The organism is Nocardia sp. NPDC051463, assembly GCF_040681975.1.
GTDB lineage: Bacteria > Actinomycetota > Actinomycetes > Mycobacteriales > Mycobacteriaceae > Nocardia.
The window spans coordinates 21,442-43,370 of sequence record NZ_JBFBAB010000038.1; the positions used below are offsets into that span (position 1 = coordinate 21,442).

General features: G+C 63.0%; 26 protein-coding genes and 2 tRNA genes. 12 read left to right on the forward strand and 16 right to left on the reverse strand.

Going from position 1 to position 21,929, the window contains the following annotated elements:
- Positions 1-83 precede the first annotated feature (83 nt).
- Positions 84-761 carry a (d)CMP kinase gene (cmk, locus tag AB0M74_RS31970; RefSeq protein WP_366530065.1) on the forward strand — a complete coding sequence of 226 codons (678 nt, stop codon included), beginning with the start codon at positions 84-86 and terminating at the stop codon, positions 759-761.
- On the forward strand, positions 758-2,173 hold the full coding sequence (gene der, locus AB0M74_RS31975) for a ribosome biogenesis GTPase Der (RefSeq protein WP_366530031.1): 1,416 nt from the start codon (positions 758-760) through the stop codon (positions 2,171-2,173). Before cmk ends, der begins: the two co-directional genes overlap by 4 nt.
- Before the next feature lie 259 nt (positions 2,174-2,432).
- Here der and AB0M74_RS31980 read toward each other — a convergent pair whose 3' ends face one another.
- Both AB0M74_RS31980 and AB0M74_RS31985 read right to left on the reverse strand, forming a co-directional pair.
- Complete coding sequence (locus AB0M74_RS31980; RefSeq protein ID WP_366530032.1) at positions 2,433-3,140, reverse strand: hypothetical protein; 708 nt, start codon at positions 3,138-3,140, stop codon at positions 2,433-2,435.
- 524 nt (positions 3,141-3,664) lie between these two features.
- Entirely contained in the window at positions 3,665-4,039 is a 375-nt protein-coding gene (locus tag AB0M74_RS31985) for a hypothetical protein (protein WP_366530033.1), read from the reverse strand.
- On the opposite strand from AB0M74_RS31985, the gene AB0M74_RS31990 reads away from it, so the two are divergent.
- The 6 genes from AB0M74_RS31990 (at position 4,038) to AB0M74_RS32015 (ending at position 8,258) form a co-directional block, all read left to right on the forward strand.
- Positions 4,038-4,352, forward strand: coding sequence for a L,D-transpeptidase (locus AB0M74_RS31990; protein WP_366530034.1), 315 nt, complete (start codon positions 4,038-4,040; stop codon positions 4,350-4,352). The two genes, AB0M74_RS31985 and AB0M74_RS31990, sit on opposite strands and share 2 nt — an antisense overlap.
- Positions 4,353-4,533: 181 nt before the next feature.
- Positions 4,534-5,379: an NAD(P)H-binding protein gene (locus tag AB0M74_RS31995; protein WP_366530035.1), complete on the forward strand. Its 846-nt coding sequence runs from the start codon at positions 4,534-4,536 to the stop codon at positions 5,377-5,379.
- A 214-nt stretch (positions 5,380-5,593) separates the two neighbouring features.
- Positions 5,594-6,583, forward strand: coding sequence for a helix-turn-helix transcriptional regulator (locus tag AB0M74_RS32000; RefSeq protein WP_366530036.1), 990 nt, complete (start codon positions 5,594-5,596; stop codon positions 6,581-6,583).
- A gap of 21 nt (positions 6,584-6,604) precedes the next feature.
- Positions 6,605-6,970 carry a DUF3703 domain-containing protein gene (locus AB0M74_RS32005; protein ID WP_366530037.1) on the forward strand — a complete coding sequence of 122 codons (366 nt, stop codon included), beginning with the start codon at positions 6,605-6,607 and terminating at the stop codon, positions 6,968-6,970.
- Between the two features lie 361 nt (positions 6,971-7,331).
- The gene (locus tag AB0M74_RS32010; RefSeq protein ID WP_366530038.1) at positions 7,332-8,090 is read left to right on the forward strand and encodes an acyl-ACP thioesterase domain-containing protein; all 759 of its coding nucleotides are present in this window, start codon (positions 7,332-7,334) and stop codon (positions 8,088-8,090) included.
- A 94-nt stretch (positions 8,091-8,184) separates the two neighbouring features.
- Positions 8,185-8,258: transfer RNA gene (locus AB0M74_RS32015), tRNA-Pro, on the forward strand.
- A gap of 41 nt (positions 8,259-8,299) precedes the next feature.
- On the opposite strand, the gene AB0M74_RS32020 is transcribed toward AB0M74_RS32015, so the two are convergent.
- From AB0M74_RS32020 to AB0M74_RS32075, 12 genes are all read right to left on the reverse strand, one after another.
- The gene (locus tag AB0M74_RS32020) at positions 8,300-9,505 is read right to left on the reverse strand and encodes a site-specific integrase (RefSeq protein WP_366530039.1); all 1,206 of its coding nucleotides are present in this window, start codon (positions 9,503-9,505) and stop codon (positions 8,300-8,302) included.
- The gene (locus AB0M74_RS32025) at positions 9,505-9,711 is read right to left on the reverse strand and encodes a helix-turn-helix domain-containing protein (protein WP_366530040.1); all 207 of its coding nucleotides are present in this window, start codon (positions 9,709-9,711) and stop codon (positions 9,505-9,507) included. The genes AB0M74_RS32020 and AB0M74_RS32025 overlap by 1 nt, the downstream gene beginning before the upstream one ends.
- 12 nt (positions 9,712-9,723) lie before the next feature.
- The gene (locus tag AB0M74_RS32030; protein ID WP_366530041.1) at positions 9,724-11,445 is read right to left on the reverse strand and encodes a replication initiator; all 1,722 of its coding nucleotides are present in this window, start codon (positions 11,443-11,445) and stop codon (positions 9,724-9,726) included.
- An 82-nt stretch (positions 11,446-11,527) separates the two neighbouring features.
- A complete protein-coding gene (locus AB0M74_RS32035) occupies positions 11,528-11,893 on the reverse strand; it encodes a hypothetical protein (protein WP_366530042.1) in 366 nt (121 codons plus the stop codon).
- On the reverse strand, positions 11,890-12,066 hold the full coding sequence (locus AB0M74_RS32040; protein ID WP_366530043.1) for a hypothetical protein: 177 nt from the start codon (positions 12,064-12,066) through the stop codon (positions 11,890-11,892). The genes AB0M74_RS32035 and AB0M74_RS32040 overlap by 4 nt, the downstream gene beginning before the upstream one ends.
- Positions 12,063-12,386 carry a hypothetical protein gene (locus tag AB0M74_RS32045; RefSeq protein ID WP_366530044.1) on the reverse strand — a complete coding sequence of 108 codons (324 nt, stop codon included), beginning with the start codon at positions 12,384-12,386 and terminating at the stop codon, positions 12,063-12,065. The genes AB0M74_RS32040 and AB0M74_RS32045 overlap by 4 nt, the downstream gene beginning before the upstream one ends.
- The gene (locus tag AB0M74_RS32050; protein ID WP_366530045.1) at positions 12,383-13,663 is read right to left on the reverse strand and encodes an FtsK/SpoIIIE domain-containing protein; all 1,281 of its coding nucleotides are present in this window, start codon (positions 13,661-13,663) and stop codon (positions 12,383-12,385) included. The genes AB0M74_RS32045 and AB0M74_RS32050 overlap by 4 nt, the downstream gene beginning before the upstream one ends.
- Before the next feature lie 235 nt (positions 13,664-13,898).
- Positions 13,899-14,126, reverse strand: coding sequence for a hypothetical protein (locus tag AB0M74_RS32055; RefSeq protein ID WP_366530046.1), 228 nt, complete (start codon positions 14,124-14,126; stop codon positions 13,899-13,901).
- On the reverse strand, positions 14,123-14,335 hold the full coding sequence (locus AB0M74_RS32060) for a hypothetical protein (RefSeq protein WP_366530047.1): 213 nt from the start codon (positions 14,333-14,335) through the stop codon (positions 14,123-14,125). Before AB0M74_RS32060 ends, AB0M74_RS32055 begins: the two co-directional genes overlap by 4 nt.
- 1 nt (position 14,336) lies before the next feature.
- Entirely contained in the window at positions 14,337-14,999 is a 663-nt protein-coding gene (locus tag AB0M74_RS32065) for a DUF2637 domain-containing protein (protein WP_366530048.1), read from the reverse strand.
- Between the two features lie 2 nt (positions 15,000-15,001).
- On the reverse strand, positions 15,002-15,283 hold the full coding sequence (locus AB0M74_RS32070; RefSeq protein ID WP_366530049.1) for a hypothetical protein: 282 nt from the start codon (positions 15,281-15,283) through the stop codon (positions 15,002-15,004).
- 5 nt (positions 15,284-15,288) lie between these two features.
- Positions 15,289-15,732, reverse strand: coding sequence for a hypothetical protein (locus AB0M74_RS32075; RefSeq protein ID WP_366530050.1), 444 nt, complete (start codon positions 15,730-15,732; stop codon positions 15,289-15,291).
- Positions 15,733-15,895: 163 nt separating this feature from the next.
- Here AB0M74_RS32075 and AB0M74_RS32080 point away from each other — a divergent pair, with 163 nt between their 5' ends.
- On the forward strand, positions 15,896-16,654 hold the full coding sequence (locus tag AB0M74_RS32080) for a DUF5919 domain-containing protein (protein WP_366530051.1): 759 nt from the start codon (positions 15,896-15,898) through the stop codon (positions 16,652-16,654).
- Complete coding sequence (locus AB0M74_RS32085) at positions 16,651-17,118, forward strand: NUDIX domain-containing protein (RefSeq protein ID WP_366530052.1); 468 nt, start codon at positions 16,651-16,653, stop codon at positions 17,116-17,118. Before AB0M74_RS32080 ends, AB0M74_RS32085 begins: the two co-directional genes overlap by 4 nt.
- On the opposite strand, the gene AB0M74_RS32090 is transcribed toward AB0M74_RS32085, so the two are convergent.
- A complete protein-coding gene (locus AB0M74_RS32090; protein WP_366530053.1) occupies positions 17,106-17,675 on the reverse strand; it encodes an HD domain-containing protein in 570 nt (189 codons plus the stop codon). The two genes, AB0M74_RS32085 and AB0M74_RS32090, sit on opposite strands and share 13 nt — an antisense overlap.
- A gap of 1,314 nt (positions 17,676-18,989) precedes the next feature.
- Here AB0M74_RS32090 and AB0M74_RS32095 point away from each other — a divergent pair.
- Positions 18,990-19,046: transfer RNA gene (locus AB0M74_RS32095), tRNA-Arg, on the forward strand.
- A gap of 10 nt (positions 19,047-19,056) precedes the next feature.
- Here AB0M74_RS32095 and AB0M74_RS32100 read toward each other — a convergent pair.
- Complete coding sequence (locus tag AB0M74_RS32100; RefSeq protein WP_366530054.1) at positions 19,057-19,890, reverse strand: hypothetical protein; 834 nt, start codon at positions 19,888-19,890, stop codon at positions 19,057-19,059.
- Between the two features lie 918 nt (positions 19,891-20,808).
- On the opposite strand from AB0M74_RS32100, the gene AB0M74_RS32105 reads away from it, so the two are divergent.
- Positions 20,809-21,873: a hypothetical protein gene (locus AB0M74_RS32105; RefSeq protein WP_366530055.1), complete on the forward strand. Its 1,065-nt coding sequence runs from the start codon at positions 20,809-20,811 to the stop codon at positions 21,871-21,873.
- Positions 21,874-21,929 lie beyond the last annotated feature (56 nt).

Consider the following 21,929-nt stretch of genomic DNA (forward strand, 5'->3'; position numbering starts at 1 on the left):
TCGAGGCCCCCGGCGGGCGGGAGCGCAGCGATCTGGGGATCGGAACAGCGCAGCTATCGGGCACTTCGCCACTTGTCGTCGCGATGGACGGACCTTCGGGCACCGGCAAATCCAGCGTCTCGCGTCGTCTGGCGACTCGTTTGGACGCCAGCTACCTCGACACCGGCGCGATGTACCGGGTGGCGACGCTGCGCGTGCTGCGCGCAGGCCTCGAACTGACCGACACCGCGGCGATCGGTGCGGCCGTCAAAGAGCTGCCGCTGACGATCGGCACCGACCCGAGCCGGGAAGTCATCTTGCTCGACGGTATCGATGTGTCGTCGGAGATCCGCGGCGATGCCGTCACCAAGGCCGTTTCCGCGGTGTCCGCCGTGCCGGAGGTGCGTGATCTGCTGGTTGCTCTGCAGCGCGACATCACCTCCGCCGCACAGCGAATCGTGGTCGAAGGCCGCGATATCGGCACCGTCGTGCTGCGGGACGCGGACGCCAAGATCTACCTGACCGCCTCGGCGGAGGCACGCGCCGAGCGGCGTAACCAGCAGAACATCCGCGAGGGGCGCGGCGACGACTACGAGGCCGTGCTTGCCGACGTGCAGCGTCGCGACAACCTCGACTCCACCCGCAAGGTGTCGCCGCTGCGTCCCGCCGAGGATGCGGTGCTGGTCGACACCAGTGACATGAGTATGGACGAAGTCATCGACGAGCTGTTTCGCGTTGTGCGCCTACAGGTTTCGACGAGCCGGATGGGAGGTGCCAAGTGAGCGAGGATGTTATCGCCGGTGACGGCGTATGGAGCGATGAATCCGATTGGGAGATGGTCGATCTCGAAGGTGAATTCGATGTCGACGCGCATATTCCGATGCCGACCCTTGCCGTGGTCGGCCGCCCCAATGTCGGCAAGTCGACGTTGGTCAATCGGATCATCGGCCGTCGCGAGGCGGTCGTGGAAGACATTCCCGGTGTCACCCGTGACCGAGTGTCCTACGAGGCGAACTGGTCCGGTCGCAAGTTCCTGGTTCAGGACACCGGTGGCTGGGAGCCCGACGCCAAGGGTCTGCAGCAGTCGGTGGCGCGCCAGGCCGAACTGGCCATGAGCACCGCCGACGCGATCCTGCTGGTGGTGGACGCGGTGGTCGGCGCGACTGCCACCGACGAAGCCGCGGTCAAGAAGCTGCGCCGGGCCAAGATCCCGGTGATCCTGGTTGCCAACAAGGTCGACGATCAGAAGATCGAATCCGAGGCCGCCGCCCTGTGGTCACTCGGTCTCGGTGAACCGCGCATGGTTTCGGCCGCGCACGGTCGCGGCACCGGTGACCTGCTCGACGACGTCCTCGCCGTGCTCCCGGAAACCCCGCGTGAGGGTTCTGGCGGCACCGGCCCGCGCCGGGTGTCGCTGGTCGGCAAGCCGAATGTCGGCAAGTCCAGTCTGCTCAACAAACTGGCCGGCGACGAGCGCTCGGTGGTCCACGACGTTGCAGGCACCACGGTCGACCCGGTCGACTCGCTGGTCGAGTTGGGTGGCAAGGTCTGGAAGTTCGTCGACACCGCGGGTCTGCGCCGCAAGGTCTCCCATGCCAGTGGCATGGAGTTCTATGCCTCGCTGCGCACCAAGTCGGCGCTGGAGGCGTCCGAGGTGGCGATCATGCTGGTCGACGCCTCGCAGCCGATCACCGAACAGGATCTGCGGGTCATCAGCATGGTCGCCGACTCCGGTCGCGCGCTGGTGCTCGCCTTCAACAAGTGGGACCTCGTCGACGAGGACCGCCGCCTGCAACTCGATCGCGAAATCGATCGGGACCTGGTCCGCGTGCCGTGGGCACAGCGGGTGAATATTTCCGCCCACACAGGCCGCGCCGTCCAAAAGCTTGTCCCCGCAATGGAAACCGCCCTGGAATCCTGGGACAAGCGCATCCCCACCGGCCGCCTGAACAACTGGCTCAAGGAAGTGGTTGCGGCAACCCCGCCGCCCATGCGTGGCGGCCGCCTGCCGCGCGTCCTGTTCGCCACCCAGGCGACGACCCGCCCGCCGACCTTCGTGCTGTTCACCACCGGCTTTCTGGAGGCGGGCTACCGGCGCTTCATCGAGCGTCGGCTGCGTGAGGAGTTCGGCTTCGACGGTTCGCCGGTGCGGGTGTCGGTCCGCGTGCGCGAGAAGCGCGAGCGCAAGAAGTAGGCGCCACGGCGACGAAATCGTTTGTCACCGTTGCGTACTCGGAGGGGCGTATGCCGACACGGCGTGCGCCCCTCCGATCGTGACCGGGCCAAACCTGCCACGCGACCTTCCTCGCGCCTTGGATAGAACTTCGCGTTTTCGGTAGCTCTGCAGCGGCCGGAGGTTCGCGAACACCAACATCCCGATGAGATCGGGTCGTAGGGAAGGGGCGACCGATGCTGCGTTGTCCAGATGCAAGGTGAGCTGTTCGCGGGGCCGCTCACGATGCGCGGCGCGTGGCCAATCGCGCGGGTGCGAGGAGTAGCGCAATACCGGTCGTGATCCGCCACCAGACGAAAGGATCTATGGCGAGTCGTTCTGCGGCACCGGGTTCCATGCCCGGATATGTGGTCGTGAGTCCGGCGACCACGCCCACCAAGCTTGCGGCGAGCAGCACGAGAGTGATTGCGGTGTAAGCGTGATACGACCGGTAGAGGTAGGCGACTATCGCCATGATCACGATGCCGGTCAGCAATTCGAGGTACGCGCCCACCGGATGCGCTACGGCGCGAATTCTGCTGCCGCCGAGTATTGCGCCGGAGCTGCCCGGGAAGGTGCCGACGAGGACCATGCCAAGACAGTTGATTGCGGCCAGATACGGAAGTGCCTTGCCGAGTGGGGTTTTCGGCAGCAGTGGCGAGAGCAGGATGGCGGCGCCGAGTAGCAGGATGCCGAGCAACACGAACTCGGTGGACATCAGCGCGTGCCACGGCGAGCAGATGTACCGGCCGCTGGGTGTGCCGTCACCGTACTTGCGCATGTCACCGAGGCATTCGGGGACGCCGAGGTCGCTGATCATGTTTCGTGCCCAACTATAGGCATGGGGTGCGGGCCAGCGTGACGCGACGATCAATTCGGCGACGTAGTACGAGATCGTCAGGACAAGAAGGGCCGCACCGACTTTCCGACGTTTGCTCGACGGAGTCATCGGCTGCGCGTAGTCGAGGTGGCGGGTGTGCCGGCGAAGCGGTCGACGCTCTTCAGTTCGGCAGCACCCGAGGCGTCGAGGAGAGACTTCTCGGGTGCGGTCAGGAGGTGGCGGAGGCAGGTTGCTACCGCGAGAGTCGCTGTGCGGCTCGGCCGCGGCCGCTGCGCAGGCAACGTCTCGGGCGGGCCGGCCGCTCGGGCGCCTGCGGTGTCGATGGGGGACCCGCAACCGGTGGTCGAAATGGTGGTTTGGACCGCTGTGGACAACAGGAGTGCAAGACTTGGTGGCAAGATCAGTCGCTCCTTCGCCGTGAACCGGCCTTTCGGTCTCGTCGATCCGTGAGATGAACTCGGGCCGCAAGCGCGATCAGCGCTCGATCGCAACGGTAGCGCGTTCTTGCCGCCACCGTGGTCGGGTATGTGGTTGTGCGGGGGCAATCGTGCGATAAACACATCAGCTCCGACCAGTCGGAAGGTTTGGCGGGTTTTCGCCGCTATTTGCGACTAATTCTCGATCTTGATCACTCAATTGATGCGGTGAATATGAATGGAAAACCCGCAATGATCAGGAATGCGGTTCACAATGATCTTCAACACCTCCAGCTGGTTCCGAGCTTGTGCCGACGAGATGGCCCCATCGCCCTGGCAGGCGGTACTCAGGGTGACGGGCATGGGTAGAGAGGTCAGAAACGCCATGAGCAACAAGCGCTTACTCGAATGGGCGGCCCGATCGATGATTTTCATCGGTGTCGTATCGGCCGGACTCGCCGTCATGGCCCCCGCCTCCGCCGAACCATTGTGGCCGGGCGGCCCAGACATTCCGGGTGTACCAGCATTGATCCCGCCTCTGCCCGCTCCGGTCATCGCGCCGTGCACCACCGAGGCCTCGCGAGTATGCATGCAACTCTCGACCAATCAGGCATGGTTGCTGGACAACGGCAAGGTGACCTACGGCCCGACGCCTATTTCGCACGGTAGACCGGGATATGAAACGCCTCCCGGCGTCTTCCGCGTCGCTTTCAAGAAGGAAGACCATTGGAGCACGATGCACAATGCGCCGATGCGCTGGGCAGTGTTCTTCAACGGCGACATCGCCACTCATATCGGACCGATCGAAGAACAGTCGCACGGTTGCATACGAATGACACCCGAGGGTGCCGAGGCGCTGTACCACCATGTATCGCCCGGCGATGTAATCGAAGTCGTGAAATGACCTGCTGATGTATTCGAAGCCCGACGAGATTTGATACACGAGATTTCACGCACGGAGCGTTCGTGATTCCCGTCGGCATGACGAGTGTTCGGCCGTCGGACTCCGTGCCGTAGACGCACAGACATGGAGCCGAGTCTTTCGCCGATGGTCTGTCGACCCCCCGTCCGGGTTGACTGGGAGCATGACAACAACGCAGAACAACACCAACACCATCCTGGTCACCGCAGGCACCGGCAAGGTGGGTCGTCGAGTAGCGGATCGCTTGAACGCCAAGGGATTTCCGGTCCGCATCGGGTCTCGCTCCGCGGAGATCCCGTTCGACTGGGAGGACCGCAGCACCTGGGCGTCGGTGCTCCAGGGTGTGCAGGGAGTGTTCCTCATGTACACCCCCGACATCGGGGATCCCCGCGCCGGTGGCACCATCCGGGCGTTCAGCGAACTCGCCGTGGCGAATGGCGTCCAGCGACTCGTGCTCTTGTCCGCCCGTGGTGAAGACCAGGCGGCTCCGGCCGAGCAGGCCGTGCGCGAGAGCGGCGTTGAATGGACGGTCCTGCAGGCCGCATGGTTCAACCAGAACTTCGACGAGGGCGTCTTCACCGATATGGTGTCGGCTGGCGGAGTCGCCTTCCCCGCCGGTCAGGTGCTAGAGCCCTTCATCGACTCCGGCGATCTCGCGGACATCGCCGTCGCCGCGCTGACGGAGGACGGGCACGCCGGCCAGGACTACGAACTGACCGGCCCCCGACTGCTGAGCTTCGGCGACGCGGTCGACGCAATCGCCACGGAGTCCGGTCGGAATGTCCAGTACGTCCCCGTCACCGGCGCGCAGTTCGGTGCGGTGCTGACATCTGAATTCGGGATGCCCGACGAAGAGGTCGCCGGCATGCTCGACATCTTTGCCACTCTCCTCGACGGCCGAAATGCCACCGTGACCGACACGGTCCGACGTCTCCTCGGCCGCGAGCCGATCGACTTTGCCGACTACGTGCACGCCGCGGTTGCCTCGGGTGCCTGGAAGCGGGACTAGCGGGATCGGCTCTTGGGGGTGCGCTGCTGGGAGCCCCTCACGCCCTGCTAGGAGCCTGCACACCGCAGCGCAAGCTCCTTGCCCGACGGGGATCCCATCCGAGTCGCTGTCCGATCACTCTGGGAGCGGGCTCGGCCCCGTTCCGCACTCAGGCATTGTGCGGGCCTTCATGGGCGGATTTCTCCTCCGCCCCGCACGGGCCGACACTGAGGGGATGGGTGAGGTCGCTGACGGGGACCCACTTCGGTGGGCGGGACTGGCGGTGCTGCGTCCTGGTCTTCTGGTGATCACCGGCGCAGTGGGTGCTGCGGCCATGCATGCTCATCACACCGTGCAAGTGATCACGACTCGTGGCGACATCGTGCTCGAGGACGCGGTGGGGGAGCAGCTGGTCTGCCGGTCCGCTGTCATCCCGCCCGATGTGCCGCATGCGATTGTGCACGGTGCGGCCGATGGGATTCTCGTGCACATCGATCCGGAGTCCGCTGTGGGTTCGGAGCTCAGAACGTGGCCGAATCCGCTTGCGGCGGTGGATGGCTGGGTCCGCGCTGGTCAATCCATTGGTGCCCCACAGCGACCGGCGACCGGACCGCATCCGCGCGCAGGCAACGAGCCGCCAACAGGAATCGGCAGACCGAGCGAGGTAGTAGGTGCGGTACCCCGAGAGCCCGATGTCCTATGTGCGTGGGTGAATTCGGCGGTGCGATCCAGCTCGGTGAGGCATCCGCCGCATTCGATCGTGCGTCAAGGCTCAGCGATGGAATGGCTGCCCGAGACTGGTTCGAGTTCCGCGACGGGCGGTCCGACGCGTCATCCTGCGGTGTCGGAAGTGCTGCGGCTGCTTCCGCACCGGTTGAGCAGCGGCCCCATCCGACTGGCCGAACTCGCGCATGCTGTGCACCTGTCGGAAAGCCGCCTGGCCCATGTCTTCTCTGCCGAGATCGGTCTGCCGTTCCGGCCCTATGTCCGATGGTTGCGGCTGCAGCGTGCCGTCGAACTGCTCGCGGCTGGCCACTCGCTGACCGCTGTCGCGCATGGCGCGGGTTTCGCCGACAGCGCCCATCTGACGCGTGTGTGCCGCAGCATGTTCGGCGCTCCGCCATCGGCGTTCAGAGGCATTCGCTGGGTCGATGAGCTGCCGGTCGGCTGGACAGCAGGTTTGTTCAAGCCGCCCGACGCACCGCTGGACGAGTCTGGTTCGTGACACCACCCCAGGAGGAAAACCATGGCTCCCCTTCCGTCCGCAGTCCGCGTCGCCTTCGAAGCCGCCCTGGAATCTGCCTACACCACAACAGATCTCGATGAAATGTGGCACGCACTGGAACGCGCGCACATCCTGTCCCAGCGTTGGGCGTGGCCGCATACCCGCGCCCACTGGCACATGCTGCGCCTGGCTCTGCGCTGCCACGACCGCGGCGAAGCATTCGGTCAGCTGGTCCGACTGTCGGTAGCGGGTCTGGGCTCGTCGGTGGGCCGTGTCCCGATCGGCAATACCGGCCGCGCCGCGGTCGGCATCAGCACTCCCATGCCCGTCCCCGCCGAATTGGCCCGAATCCTCGACCAGGGCGACGCCGAATTGTCCGTCTCCTGACCGTCCGCGAACAGGGCCTGTTGTCGGTCCGCCGCACGGTGGCCCTTCTCAGGGCGCACAGACGATCGGGCACTCGCCACGGTGTTGGCGGCGTGGCAGTGCGCGAAGGCTTCTACCGCCCTCGGTCGGGTCTCTGTTTGTCTCTGTCGACCGGGGCAACTAGGAGGGTCGGAGTTCCCGTGCGGTGGCCCGGAACAGAGTGCGGCAGGGGTTGTGTGCGCGTGCTCGACGGTCGGCTTCCCCTGCGGTTGCCAACGCCGGATGACGGCGAAAAACACGGATTGCTCCGAATTGCCCCGGATACGCGACGCGAGCGGCTCGGAATGCGTCCGAACTGCCCCGAACTGGCATTATTCGGATCATGGTCATTCCCAGCGTGCTGTCGGAACGCCCTACCACCGGATCCCCGTTCCAGACGGATTGGCCGGTGCGCCTCGCGGACACCGACAGCGACCAACGCCTACGCCTCGACGCCATCGCCCGTTACCTCCAAGATATCGGTTTCGACCACCTCGACGCAGTCGAAGACGGCGACACCCACCGCGGCTGGGTGGTGCGCCGCACTGTCATCGACGTACTGAAGCCCATCGAATTCGGCGAACACGCCACCCTCCGCCGCTGGTGCTCCGGCCTCTCCAACCGCTGGTGCAACATGCGCGTCCAAATCTGCGGCAGTAACGGCGGCCTCGTCGAAACCGAAGCTTTCCTAATCCACTTCGGCACCGAATCCGGTGTCCCGGCCCGCATGAGCGATCGCTTCATGGCCCCCATGCTCGCCGACACCACCGAACACCGACTCCGCTGGAAAGCTGCCCTCACCACCCCCATCCCCGCACCGGACGAACCCGCCGTCCACGAACGACCCTTCCCGCTGCGCGTCGCCGACATCGACTGGCTCGACCACGTCAACAACGCCGTCTACCTCGCCGCCCTGGAAGAACTTCTCGCCGCCCACACCGACCTGATATCCGGGCCCTACCGCACCGTCATCGAATACATCAAACCCCTCAAAGCAGGCGACAACGTCCGCCTCATCGGCCGCCGCAACGGCACCGCCCTCGACGTCTGGTTCGTTGTAGCGGACGACCCTCGAGCCGCTGCCCGAGTTACACCGCTGTAACTCTCACACCACCCCGCCACGCCGCCAACCAGGCGATTCGGTGTCTCGACCCTCCCTGAGGTAATCTTTTCGAGCGCCCGCACGCGGGCGCAACCGGGATGTGGCGCAGCTTGGTAGCGCACTTGACTGGGGGTCAAGTGGTCGCAGGTTCAAATCCTGTCATCCCGACAAAGAAAAACCCCTTCCGACCAGTATCGGAAGGGGTTTTGTCATTCACCGACCACTCGCAGTTGGGGACCACGTGGGGACCGTAGGTGTTGTGAGAGCAGATTCCCGTCGTCGGTGAGCCCCTGCATATCGGGGTGGAGGTATCGCTGCGTTATCCGTGGGTCGGTGTGCCCGGCGATCTTCTGGAGCCGATACAGGGGTACGCCCGCGTCTGCGAACCAGGTCAATCCGGTGTGCCGTAGATCGTGCCGACGAAGATGTTCGTAGCCGAGTTTGGCGACCACGTCATCCCAGTGTGTGGCCCGCCGCAGCACGCCGGTTGCTATCCTGCCGCCTCGTGGTCCGACGAAGAGCCGAGCATCCGGCCGATCATTGGCCGCCGCGATCCGCTTGAGTACCAGTGGTCGCAGCTCCTCGATGATCGGAATCCTGCGAGCTCGTCTACCTTTGGTGCCCTTGTCCTTCATGCCGCCAGGGCCGGGAGTCGTCTGGCGGCGCAGCGTCCACACCCACTGGTCGGTGTCGATGTCGGCCACTCGGCACCCTGACACTTCACCGATGCGGGTAGCGGTGCACGCCTCGAAGATCACCACGTCACCCCAGCATTGATATTTGTCCGTCGATGCATCGACAAGTGCCGCAGCGAGCTTGGTGAGTGTTTGCCAGTCGGGCAAAGCCAACGACCTCGGATCATCGAGTTCATCCTCGTGCTGGGCAAACTGGCGTTGCCATCCCACCACCTGCACCGGGTTACGGTCGATCAGTTCATCCCTCACGGCCTGGTCCATGACCCTCACCCAGGCGGCCAGCGTGTTCTTCACCGTCGATTTGGTGCACCCATCCGCGATCCAGATGCCGACGGCCCGATCAGCCACACCAGCCGTGATCATGGTGACCGGCAGATGACCCACAGTGGGCACAACCCGACGACGCCAGCCAGCGCGGTACGGATCGAGCGTTTTTGGCTCGACGCCGCGAAACGCCAAGTCCAAGTTCGCAGTCCCGTACTCAGCCAGAGTCGCCGTCGCGGCCTTCGGATCGACACCCCTTGCCGCAGCTTGCCGAATGCGATCTATCCACTCGTCCGCTTCCTCGCGAGTGTCGAACGCTTCCGACTTCGAGCACCGCCTTTTCGTGGTCGGATCGACCCACCGCACCCGAGCCCGGCAGGACTTCGCGCGGTCCCGGATCTCGACATCACCCCGAACCGGGACGCCGAGCGGGATCACCTGTACCTGATCAGCCATCACGCCGCCATCGGATCGACACGCTTGCTTTGCAAGTACGACTCCACGTCGGCTGCGCTGTAGCGGACCACGCGATCGGACACTTGTACGAACGGCGGACCTTGCGGTGGGCGAGCAGTCCGCCAACGCCGCAAGCTGGACGCGTCAACACTCAACATCCGAGCAACCTCCTCGGTTGTGTACCACCAGACTCCGTATGTCTCCATCAAGGTTCCCCTCTATGCTGCCGATTGCTGAATGATCGAAATATCGTGTGGCACAACAACTTCTGGTGTGTGACCGCCATCGCCTGGTGGTCTGTCGGCCATGGCGAGGCGGGCTTTTGTGTACTCGGCGCGTTGATTGATCCGGGCAGCCACGAGCGCCATCACCAGATGCGAACGAGGCGGCGCGTCCTTGTCACCAGGCCCGACCGGGGTGATCCGCAGGTGCGAGGTATCCGGCTTGAGGATGCCGACGCGGGCGAGCTCGGCGCGCACGAAGTCGAGGCGATCGGCCTTGTGATCGGGAATCGTCTTGCCCGACCACTTGCCCGAGTTCAAACAGCGCCGACCGGGCAGGCCGAGGGTGTCGCGGCGGTGCGCGTTGCCCTTGCACTTACCCGGCTGGGTCTTCTCGGTGGCACCCTTGGGGACGATGCCGTAGCGCAACCACACACCACACCGAGGCGAGCACGGGGTCTGCTGCAGCTCGGCGTGGAGCCGGTCGTAATGCACCGCAACACGGGTCGAGTCGGTCTCGAGGACTTCCCCGATGGACTTGGTGAGGTACTTCGTCAGATACCGAACCTTGGTGTCCATCTCCTCCGAGCCGCCGAGGATCTGCACCGCCTTGGACTGACCCCCGAACTTCATGGTGTGGGCCGGTTCGAGATCGTCCACGGTGTCCATCACCGCCAGGGCGTCATCCCAATAGGTCAGCGGCTTGTGAGTGCGGGGGTCGGTGAAAGTGCCGGCCGAATAGTCCCACTGCGGCATGTTCGCCTCGGTGTAGACGGGGGTGTCGAAGTGCGGCCACCAGATGTTGACATAGGAAGCCGCGGTGACCTGATACAGCAGCTGCGAGGGGATCGAGCCTCGGATAGCGATGTGCAGGTGCGGGGCACCACGTTTCTGCGGTTCCACGGTCGCGAAGTATTGGACGTTCCAGCCGACCGCCCGGCGTAGGTTCTGCATCCACCGGTCGAACAACCGGGCAAGGTGGATGGTGTCGCGGGCCTGGCGGGTGTAGTCGTAGGACTCGGGGTCGCGCGGTGAACCGTCAGACACCATCTTGCCGGTCTCAGGGTCGCGGACCTTGTTGATGTGCCCGTAGGAGTCCAGGGTGAGGGTGAAGAATGTCGAGGGCCGGTACTTGCCGTTCGCGTAGGCGGTACCCACCGTCAGCGCCTTGTTGACCTTCTTACGTGGCAGGTCCGGCACGTCGTCACGGCGACGGGTGGACTTGGCTTTACGGCGGGGCTTCTCGTCCAGAGCCGGGAGCCGACCGCGGACACCGAGTTCACGCAGCTCGATATCGAGCTCGGCAACCAGAGCCTTGATCGCGTCCGCGAGTTCATGATCGCCGTCGCGGCGAGCGTCGTGGTAATCGGTAAAAAGGATCGCGCGACCGCCCAATACATCCTGCTGCGCCTGGGTCGGTTCGGTTGTGGTGTCGACGGTTTCGTGTTCGGCGCACCAGCCTTCGCGCAGCTGGGTCATACGCAGGTACCGGTTGGCTTTCGCGCACGCCGGGCAGGTCGTGGCGTTCGTGGACTTGCAGGGGGCGCCGACGTAGGAGGTGCGGGAGGTGATTGGATCGAACGCCCGCATCGGGACTACCCGAGCGCACACGCCTTCCTTCTCGGCGGCTGATTCGGCGATGTCGTTGATGTCGGGCATCGCGCGTCGGTCGGCAGCGGTTTCCCGGTTGGGGGCGATGCCGATGATCGGTGCGGTCATAACGTGGTGTCCCCCTTCGCATTTGGCCTGAAGGCCGGATCGGGGCTGGTGTCCCTGGTCCGGCCTCCGTCGATAAGTTCGGTCATGCCACGTCGTCTACGTCGTCCGATGGAGCAGCAAATTTGAGCGAATCTTGTTGGTGTAGAACGATTTCGATGGTTCCTGCGGCGACGATTGCGGCGTCGCAGCCTTGGACACCGAAGGCGTTGGCGAGGTGGGTGGTGCGGTTTTCGTAGTCGGCGGGGCAGTGCCCGTCGAGCATCCGCACCCGAACCCGGTCGGTGGTCTCACCGATACGGACCGACAACAAGCGTGGGACTCGGGTGGTGCCGTCGTCGGTAGGGCGGGTGAGGCGGGCGGCGGTCATGAGGCGGGTCCAACGACGCCGGTAGCGGTACCAGGCGAGGTAGCGGGCACGGACCGGGGAGAGGATCCATTGGCTGGTCATGCCGCCCAGTCCCCACCGTCGTAGTCATCGGTGCCCCAGGCCGGGAGTGCGCCGGTTTCGGCCAGCACGTGAACCGCGACCGTGACAGGGGCGAGGCCACGGGCTTGCAGCTGGCAGCGGCGGCGGGCTTGCATGTCGATGACGTTGTCGTCGTAGCGGCTGTTGGTGTTCATGACAGGGCCTCGGTTTCGTGGATGCCGCACACGGTGCAGGTGCGGGGATGAGTGGCTTTGGTGAGCCGCCGCAGGGAGACACGGCGGTCGGGGAAGGTGTGGCCGGCTTCGGTGCAGCGGGCCATTGCTTGGCAGCCGTCGCAAACGACCTTGTCGCCGTCATAGACCCAGCCGACACCAGCGGATCGGGCGTTGAGGTAGCCGACAGCCTGGTTGACAGTGTCGAAGCAGATGCCTTCGCCGGTGTTCTCGGTGTAGATGTCGCCGCAGCCGTCGCAGTAGATGACCACGTGGCACTCCATGACAAACCCTGTCCTCATGCCGCACGCCCCTGAGCGAAGTCGGCCAGGTCGACCGGGCGGGGAACCGGCTTGTACTGCGCCACGATCCGGTCCACATCAGCATCGGTGACCATGAACGCCCGAGCCCGCGCGAAACCGGCCTTGCCGTCTTCCTGGACGTAGCAAACGCCCGGTGTTGAGTGCGGGATACGGTCGCAGTAGGAGCCACGGTTACGGGCGCCCTGGCCGTGGATCATGGCGACCTGGGCGGCTTCGTCCATGCGCATACCGACCCGGTACGGAAGCAATTGCCGTTGCGGCACATTCTCTTTCGACGGATCAATCACCGTCTCGATCACCGAATACAGCGGCGCCCGACCCTGCGAGAGCAGCAGACCGTGAGCGCGTTCGAAACGGGCCTGCATCTTCGGGGTGGAGAACGCCGAGAGAGTGGCGGCCTCATCGATGATCGTGACAACCAGCGGGTTCTGTGGTGTAGGAACGGGTTTGCGGACCTTGCCCCGATACCGTTGCGTGGCTTCCTGCAGATCGGTGACGGTCTCCTCGAGCAGGCCGACCATTTCCTCTTCGCCGGTGCAGGCGAAGCGAGTGCACAAGGGTTCCAGGTACCCGAATTCCATGCCACCCTTCGGGTCGATCACCCGCAGATCCACCCGCCCGGAACGGATCGCCGGACCCATCCCGTTGACCAGCGACCACAACACGCTCGACTTACCCGAACCCATACCACCGGCTATCAGGATGTGACGGCCCTGGACCGGAACAGTCCAACCCTGCCCGTCCTCGAACACCCCTGCGCAGACGGCCTCCAAGTCCACATGATCAGGAACTTCCACCGGCACCGGCACCGGGACCGGGTCGGCGAGGGTGTCGTGGACTCTGACCTGGACGCGGATGAATCCGGGAAACGACGACATCGCAGTGACTTCGGGAACGCCGATGTACTGGGCGAACGCGTCCAGGGTTTCCTGGTCGGTCCAGTCGCTGACCTTGTGTCCGCCCCGCATCTGCACGTCCACATCCAGCCCGTAGGCGGTGTACTCGACACCCAGGACCGTAGGGAAACCCTCCTTTTCGGAGCCGAATCCCAGCTCACGCCACAGCATCAACTCTTGCCGGCGGTCGCAGAACACCAGGATCGAAGCCTTCAACCCGTTCGGTGCCGCAGCCACCCAATCGGTGACCGTCTCCACACGAGCCACAGGTTTCTGCCGCGACCAGTACGCCATCCGTGCCGTCATGCCCACACCACCGGCTATTGCTGCCAGCGGACCCAAGGTGGTTGCCAAACTCATTACCGTCCACCTCGATCCCAGGTGTTGTTCAGTACACAGAACTGGCCACACGCACTGTCATCGCGCGGAGGTGCCGGTTTTTCGCAGAACATCGAGCACTGGCCAGGAGCCGGACGCGACGGCTGGTTCTGGCAGAACATCGAGCATTCACCGGTAACGGCCTCAGCAGCTGGAGCCGCTGACACGATCACTGCGGCGAACACCACGCCCAGGGGCAGAAGCGACGACGTGTACATCACGCCACCTCCGAGTCGCGAGCAACGCTGTTGTCCGACCTTGCATTTCGGGCCTGCTCGTTCACGGAATCCAGCAGATCCTCGATTAGCCAGGACACATCTCGTGGCGACAGCCCAACCCCCTTGCGGCCGACCTTGAGGAAAATCACGTCCTGATCCGGGTCGTAACCGGTCTCCATCCGCACTGGCGGGGGCGGGAATCCGAAGCGCTCACGCAGGAACATCACGCCACCGCCTGCGTGGAGATGTGGGAGTCCAGAGCCGCGGTGACCATCTCGATCAGCTCGGCGGCCTGGTCGGGGACCATGCACAGCGATCCGTTGCCGACACAGACCATCACCATGCCTATCGCGGGGATATAGGCGGCGGCGAGGTCGGTGCCGATAGCGTGGGAATTGAGCCGGTAGTCACTGTGGTGAATCGTCATGATTGCCATGTCAGTTGCCTCCGTTGACAGGAACCGCGACCGGCCGGACTGGTATCGGACGCGGGGGTTGGAAAGGTTGAGCCACACGCTTCGGCGGAACAACGGGCCGGACAGGCGTGGGAATCGGGGAACGCACCGGCACAGACACCGGGACACGTTCTAGGGCCGGGGGTTCGGCGACCGGAGATTCCGGGGCCACGGGTTCGGGGGATGAGGATTCGACGGGTACGGAATCCGTCACGGGCTCAACAGGTTCAGTCGGGACGGGTCGGCGGGTGCGCAGTAGCACCGCCAGGCCGTGGGTGTCGATCAGCAGAGCAGCCGGGGCGATCACCGCGAGCACGGCAGCACCGACACCGTGACCGGACACCAGGGCATGAGCGATGTTGCCGCCGATCGAGACCGCAGCCCCAGCGACCAGGACGCATTCGAACCATTTACGGTCGTCACTCTCGGCCAACGCCAGCACAGCGATCGTGGCCTGAATAATGGTGCCGTCCACGATGATCGGGAACAACCACGCCAGCCCTTCGGGGGTATGGGCCTTCTTCGCGAGGTCCTCCAACGCCGCGAACGACAACACGAACGCGGCAACGCCGATGACAACGACCACGAGGACGGCGGACCAGCGAGCCCACGCCATTCCCTTGGACTGCTGATCCGCCGCGCTCACGGTCACGCCGCCCGGGACTCAGCCGCAGATTTCTCGGCGGCCAGCTGCTCGATGCGAGCGTGCTCGGCGGCATCGTGAGCCATCAGCAGTTCCGGCAATCGCTGTGCCAGCTCACGCACATGTTCGATGTTCAGGAACATCGTCGCGTGCGAGCTGCTGCGGTCGCTATCCAGGCAGATCCACACCGATGCCGGAATGGTGTAGCCGTGCTCGGTGGTCGTGGCCGGGTGATAGACGGCGCCGATCTGATCGCAGGACCCAGCCGAGGTGGAGATGTGCGACATGGCGATCACGCAGCCTTCGCGGCGGCGGGCTGGTTGACCTTCGCGCCGGAGTTGTCGCCCTTGATGCCACCGGCGTAGAAGTTGAACCCCTGGTACTTGAACTCGCCCTGCCCCATCACGCGCGGCTCGGCTTGCAGGCCCTCCAGCTCGACCTGACGCATCCCCGGCAGCACCTCAGGAGTCGACGGCACCGGCTGAACATCTGCCAGGAAGATCAGCTGGAAGCTGGCGCGCTTGGAGTTGGTCTCCGACGGATCGGTGACCGTGGCCTTCCACATCAGCAGGCCCGAACCGGTGCCGGTCTTCGGGTCGAAGTCGTAGCGCTGCTCAGGGGCAGCGTTGCGGTCCTGGTTGTACTTGGTCAGCGGCTCGATCTGGCCGACCAGCACCAAGCCCAGCGGAAAGGCTTCGGCGTGGGAGATGGGGAAGCGGTAGCCCTTGAGTGCCATCGAAATCAGCTCCTTGTCGTATGTCTTGTGTCATCTCGGTGGATCGGAATCCCTTGCTGACCAGTACTTTCCAAGAAATTCCGAGACATGAAGACCGCATACCTGGACATCTAGGGACGTCCTAGCTACGATTAAGTCGTCCCTACTCGTCCCAGGAGATGGAATGGCAAACGAGCGACTTCGTGAAGCGCTGCTACGCAACGGCGTGAACATCGACCATGTGGCCGAGGCGACCGGTGTCGATCAGAAGACTGTCGAGCGGTGGATCACCAAAGGTCGTGTTCCGTACCCCAAGCACCGACACGCAGTCGCTTCCCTGGTCAAGGAGACCGTGAACTATCTCTGGCCGGATGCTGTTTCCCCAGAACGACGTTCAGCCATAGCCGAATCTGAGGTCGTGAAAGTCTTTCCCCATCGCAGTTCGGTACCTGCTGACCTCTGGGGCAGGCTTCTCGACAACGCAAACGATCGAATCGAGATCCTCGTGCTCGCTGGACTGTTCCTCGCTGAAGACCCGTCATTTACTCGAAAGATCAAGCAGAAGGCCGCGAGCGGCACATCGATTCGGCTTCTGTTCGGCGATCCGAAAGCGGACGAGGCGAAGAAGCGGAGCAGTGAGGAACGTCTTGCCGACGGCACCGTTTCAGCGCGCATCCGAAATGCTTTATCCCTGATCACGCCGTTGGCTTCGATCGACGGTGTGGACCTTCGCTACCACGACACCACGCTGTACAACTCCGTATTTCGGTTCGACGACGAGATGATCGTCAACATGCACGTTTACGGACAGCCGGGGGCCTACGCCCCTGCGATGCACCTTCGCCGATTGGCGGGCGGAGACCTCTTCGAAACGTATGTAACCAGCTTCGAACAGGTTTGGGCTGGCTCGAAGCCCGCAGACCTACAGGCGAGCGTGGCATGAGAATCGACTACTTCAACGACCCCGAAGCCCCAGAGGCGAACAGCCTCAAAGTTGCGGTCAGCGCATTCGTCCAAGACTCAGACGGACGAATCCTCATGATCCACCGCACCGACAACGACAAGTACTCGATTCCCGGCGGAGGGATGGAAGTTGGAGAGACAGTTGCCGACGCGGTAGTACGAGAAGTCGCCGAGGAGACCGGCATCCAAGTCCGACCCCTCGGAATCGTCGGGATCTTCTCGGACCCGCGCCACGTTATCGCCTACGACGACGGCGAGGTCAGACAGGAATTCTCGATCTGCTTCGCGGCAGAGCCGATCAGCGGAACGCCCACGACCAGCTCGGAATCCAAGGCGGTGCGGTGGGTCCCTCATGAGGAAATCTCGGGGCTCGATATCGATCCGTCGATCAGGGCAAGAATCCAACGCGGACTGCAACCGCCGGCCGAGCCTTATTTCACTTGAAGTCGCAACCGGCCTTCGGTTAGGTCGACAGCCTCCCGCAACGCCGGTTCGGCTTCACGCACAGACCGGGCAACCACATCGGCTTCTCCGTACCGGCGGTACACGTCCGCCAAACGTTCGGTCAGAGTCACATCCGCGCCGTCGGCTGTGGTTGTCATATCGGCCCACCAGAGCGCATCACGCAGCGGTGTTCGTTCGTCTGGCCAGTCGATGGTGACTCCGCGGTTCCGTGCTTCCACACAGGCGCATGAATGGTTCGCGACAAGAGCGCACAGCCGGTCGGATGCGTCTAATTGCCGAAGAAACGCGGCACCGTCGACCGGATGGAACCCGGTTCGGATGAGGCTTGGCGCGTACCCCACGTCATGCAGCCAGCCCGCAGCTATCAGCAACGCCGGATCGTCCACGATGTCACTCGCTAGCGCCGCACGCCGCGCTACGCCTTCGACGTGCCGCAACCTGCGCGGCAGTGTGTGCAGGTGTTCGTGTGCGAGTTCTGCCGCCCATCTCACGAGGTCTTGCGCCATACATCCAAGGTATCGGCTTCGGCCAGCCATCTCAGGGCATGCATCCGTTCCCGGGTAAGCGGGCGGTCAGCCAGGGGGACTCAGCCAGACAGGCTCGGCGATTTTCGCTTTAGTTTCCCCTCAAAGTCGCCTGTGACTCGGTGCAACCAGTACAGTTGAGTCGTCACGCGAGTGATTGCTGGGCGGTGGGACGTCGTTGGCGCGACGCCCCACCTGATGGGTCACCTAGCCCCTAGACCAGCGGACCAGCATGAGCGCCCCGGCGATCACGGCAGCTGTAGCAAGCACGATGCCGTAGTCGACCGGGGCCTTGCTCTTTGCCCGGCGATGTTTCGCCATCTCCCACCACCTCCTTCCTCGGCGCGATGCGGCCTGGACCAGCTGCCACACCGCCCCTGAGCTGGAGGTGATCACCAGCCTACTCGAGCAGCCGAGCGGAATCGCAAGAACGGCAACCGATTCCACGACAAGGCCGCGTGTCGGACGCCTCAGTGGCCCAGCGCCCGCCACCTCACGGAGTTGTTGCTGAATTTCGCTATATAGAGTCAAGGCGCCTGCGGCGGCGCATGCGCGCCACCGCCGCGCAACCGACGGCCCTGGCTGCGCTGGCGGGCCGCCGGGCGCGTCGGCGGCACCCACGCGCTACCGATAGGCGATCCGACACCTGAATTGCTCAGAGCGGCAACGACCCGAGCCATGGACGCGGCACGACGTGTGCACGGCAGCGAATTGCTGAACGGATCACCGAGCCCGATTCGGCCGGCACTCTGCCCATCGACGGCTCCCAGCGCACCCACTCCAATACGGTGCTGCCGCACGAGCTTCGCTCGCTTGCCTCATAGACCTGACCCGCCGGACCTGCGTACCTGGTCACCGAGCCGTCACCGGTCAGCCGAAAAGGCCGGCACTCTGCCCGATTACCGAGCCGCTCACCAGGTGCGACTGAATTGCTGAACGGAATCCGCGGTGAGGTGGGTGGTATCGCGATCGGTGGCCGCGTGGCCCTGCTCTGGGTTGGACTGCGTTGTGATCCCGCGCCCCTCACGCCTCAAGGGCACCGATGGCATCAGCTTCGCCGATGGCATTCGCCACCCTTGACCTGTGAGCCTCGCGCGTGACAGGCAGGCCTTTCGGGCAGGCGGTGAGCCAGCCCCTATGTGTGCACCCCAGCCCAGGGCCAACAGTGGTCCGGACACGACGAAGTCGCGGAGCATCACACCCCGCGACTTTCGTACGCGGTTCGTACCCAGCGCCTCGACACACACAGCCGATTGTCACCAACGAACCCAACGACGAATCCGCAGGTGGAACCACGCCTACAAACGATGCCCACACCATCAATGCCCGGCAATCGGGCATCGGCTGCTCTCCTAAAGCGGTGTCGCAGGTTCGAATCCTGTCAAGACGACTTCTACCGAACCATCGTGTACGTGACTCCGAACGAGTGCCGGCTGTCATCCCAAATGAAGTTTATCCGCTTCTTGACTCCGTTCAGTTCCCATTCCATATATGCGGGACGCTGTAGTGATCGGCGAATCGGATTGTCAAGGCTATCGAATTCCAACGACTCCCTACCTTGATTGAACAGGGTCAACCCGAAGCCCACTCCTGCAAGTTCCACAACACCGCCACACAAGGCCGTGTCACCGTTTCTAAAAAATGGATGGGCCGACCACCAGTTACTGGTCACTGAGGCTATGTCCGTGAACGGATCAAATTTAAGGTAAGTGTTTCCTGGCTCCTTAGCGACGCACAACCCCCAGGTTATCGGCCATGCTGCCTTGTCCAGCAGAAGGTGGACTGCTTCTTCGGTTATGGGGCTGACGACCTTCGAGCCGCGACTAGCGAAGGCGGAGGCAGCCGCATGTGTGGCAAGCAGCTTCAAGACCCATCTCTGAAAGTCATCTCCCGACACTTCGATGACCTCATCCTCCCCCCACTCCCCATTTCCATTGAGGTATTGAATGGCAATCTTGCGGAGAAATGTCGCAAAATCCAGCGCGGCGCTATCCGCTGGACTTAGTGAATTATTATGCGTAGTGCACAGCACGTTCGCATAAAAATTCTTGGGGCTCACGGGGTGTGGGATCCCGAAGCCGTGGTCATGAAGAATCTTAATCTCCGGATCGTCGAACGTGTACAGCTTTATTAGGCTGTGGGAGATAAAATGTTCACCCGATATCTTGGAAGAGCAACCGCCATGAAGATTGACGTAACACTTTGGGTGACGATAGTCGTCGGTCACCTTGAGTCCTCATCTCTAGTTCGCTCGGGGTTGGCACCTCCAGTATGGACGGCCCCACCGACAGGGTATTCAGATCCCGTCACCGAGATGAGCCACAGAGAAGCCCGGGTTCAGTTGACCGCCCAGGCTTCTCAGTGGGCATCTCGGGTGCGAACTATTCCTACTTGGCGGAGTCGGTCCGTCGTCGACTGTGGCGAAGTGGTCGGCCCCTGCGCTGGACGGGCTTCTGACGGGTTCAGGACTCAGCGCCGGTTCGTACTGCGGCACCGACTGAAGCTTTACGTTCTAGCTGTTTGTCGTGCCTGTTTGGACGTGGCTGAACAGAATTCGGTTCCCTCGAATCGACCCACAGCGACCTCCGGCTGCGCGACCTGGCCTGTTCAATGCTCGCAGTTGGTATGAGCGGGCGGGCTGTAGGTGTGCGCACCACAGGCCAAGCAGGTATGTACACGGTGATGTCCGTTGATCCGCCGACAAGGCATCGCCGTGACGAGCGCGCGCCTGGCCTCGAGGCGATGCCCGTTCGGGCGGAACCCAGGGTGAAGGCTCGGTCCACTGTCCGGTGCACACGGAGGGCCGCATAGATTAGAATATATGTTCTAGTGACGTATCGTCGTGTACCCACCCGCCGGAGCCTTCGGTGTCACCACGTTGTCGCAAGTAGGGCAAACTGCCCCGGGTTTCGGCGGACGGAACCGGCAGGTTGCGGTATCGGCGGGACCCCGCTGGACGGGCCGGAGCTGCCTCCGGAGCAGGCGGTGAGGATGGGTCGGTGCCGGCATGGGAAGGCAACAGGAAAGCTTCCGGAATGCGCGGGCGCGGGCGGGGGTACTTTCCGGGTCGATTCAAAACATGGAGCAGGTGGACTAAGGCTCGCAAAATGGCATGGCTCGGATGTCCTCACGGTACCTTCTAGCGATGCCCTCAATGCCTCGGTTCCAGTGGCTTCATGAAGCTCCGGACTGGATACGCGACTACTACCGCATTGTATTGGATACAGAGCTTAGAAGCGCTAATGGAAATTCTTTTCAGGCAGTATTTGACAAGGTGATGCGCTGCATACACGGAAATGACTACCATGAGACTGCCGCTCTCGGAAAACTTGGCGACCGGGGGTGTGACGGCTACCTTGAGTCGCGGGCGACGGTATTTGCGTGCTATGGACCCAGTCCATACTTCAAACTCAAATCTGCAATCACGAAATTGAATAGTGACTTCACGCGTGCTGTGGAGTGTTGGAGTCAAAAGGGGCAGATGAAGGAGTTTGTATTTGTATTTAATTATCCAGGCAAGCATGCTGACCTCATTCAAGAAGCGAAGCGTCTGGGGTCCGAGGGGGTTGCGGTCGTCCTATGGTCGCGACTCGACATAGTTGAACAGTTCTTACTTATGGCGAACAGCGCGCGGGTCAAGTACCATTTTGGTGAATTCCCGACGAGCGCGAAGGCAATTGGACGGTCATTCGTGACTCACGAGGCTACGACCTTGCCAAGAGTCGAAGCAGACGTCTTCTTTAGGATGGTCCGAGCGCAATTGTCTTGCGACAAAGTCGGCTTTGAAAAACTGCGCTTGCGATGGAATAAGCTTGTGTTTTCTGACGGGTGGGCATGCTTTGCGGTATGTGTCCATACCTTGGTATGTGCCGTCGTTGCATATGTAGAGGCAGGCTTCGAGCCCGATGCTATTGATGTGGAAATGCTCAGATATCAATCGGGGATTTCCGAAGAACTGTGGGAAGAGCACGGGGAGCGGACATGGACTGGTGCGCTTAATCTTATATGGAGCGCATCGGGGAAATTATATGACGAAGAAGCTGAAGGCGTAGGTGATGATTACGAAAGAATTATGGGCACGCTGGCATGTTGTCAGATGCTTGTACTCGGATTTGCTCGAATGCTGGCAAGGGAGTCCGGCTCGGTTGAGACCGACTGTCTGGATGAAATCTGGTTTAGCGCAAATCGGATCATCCTTCGGGATGACTAAGGTGGGCTCTGGCAGCTTCGTACGTAGATGCGGAGCCAGCCAGTTGGCGAGCGGCC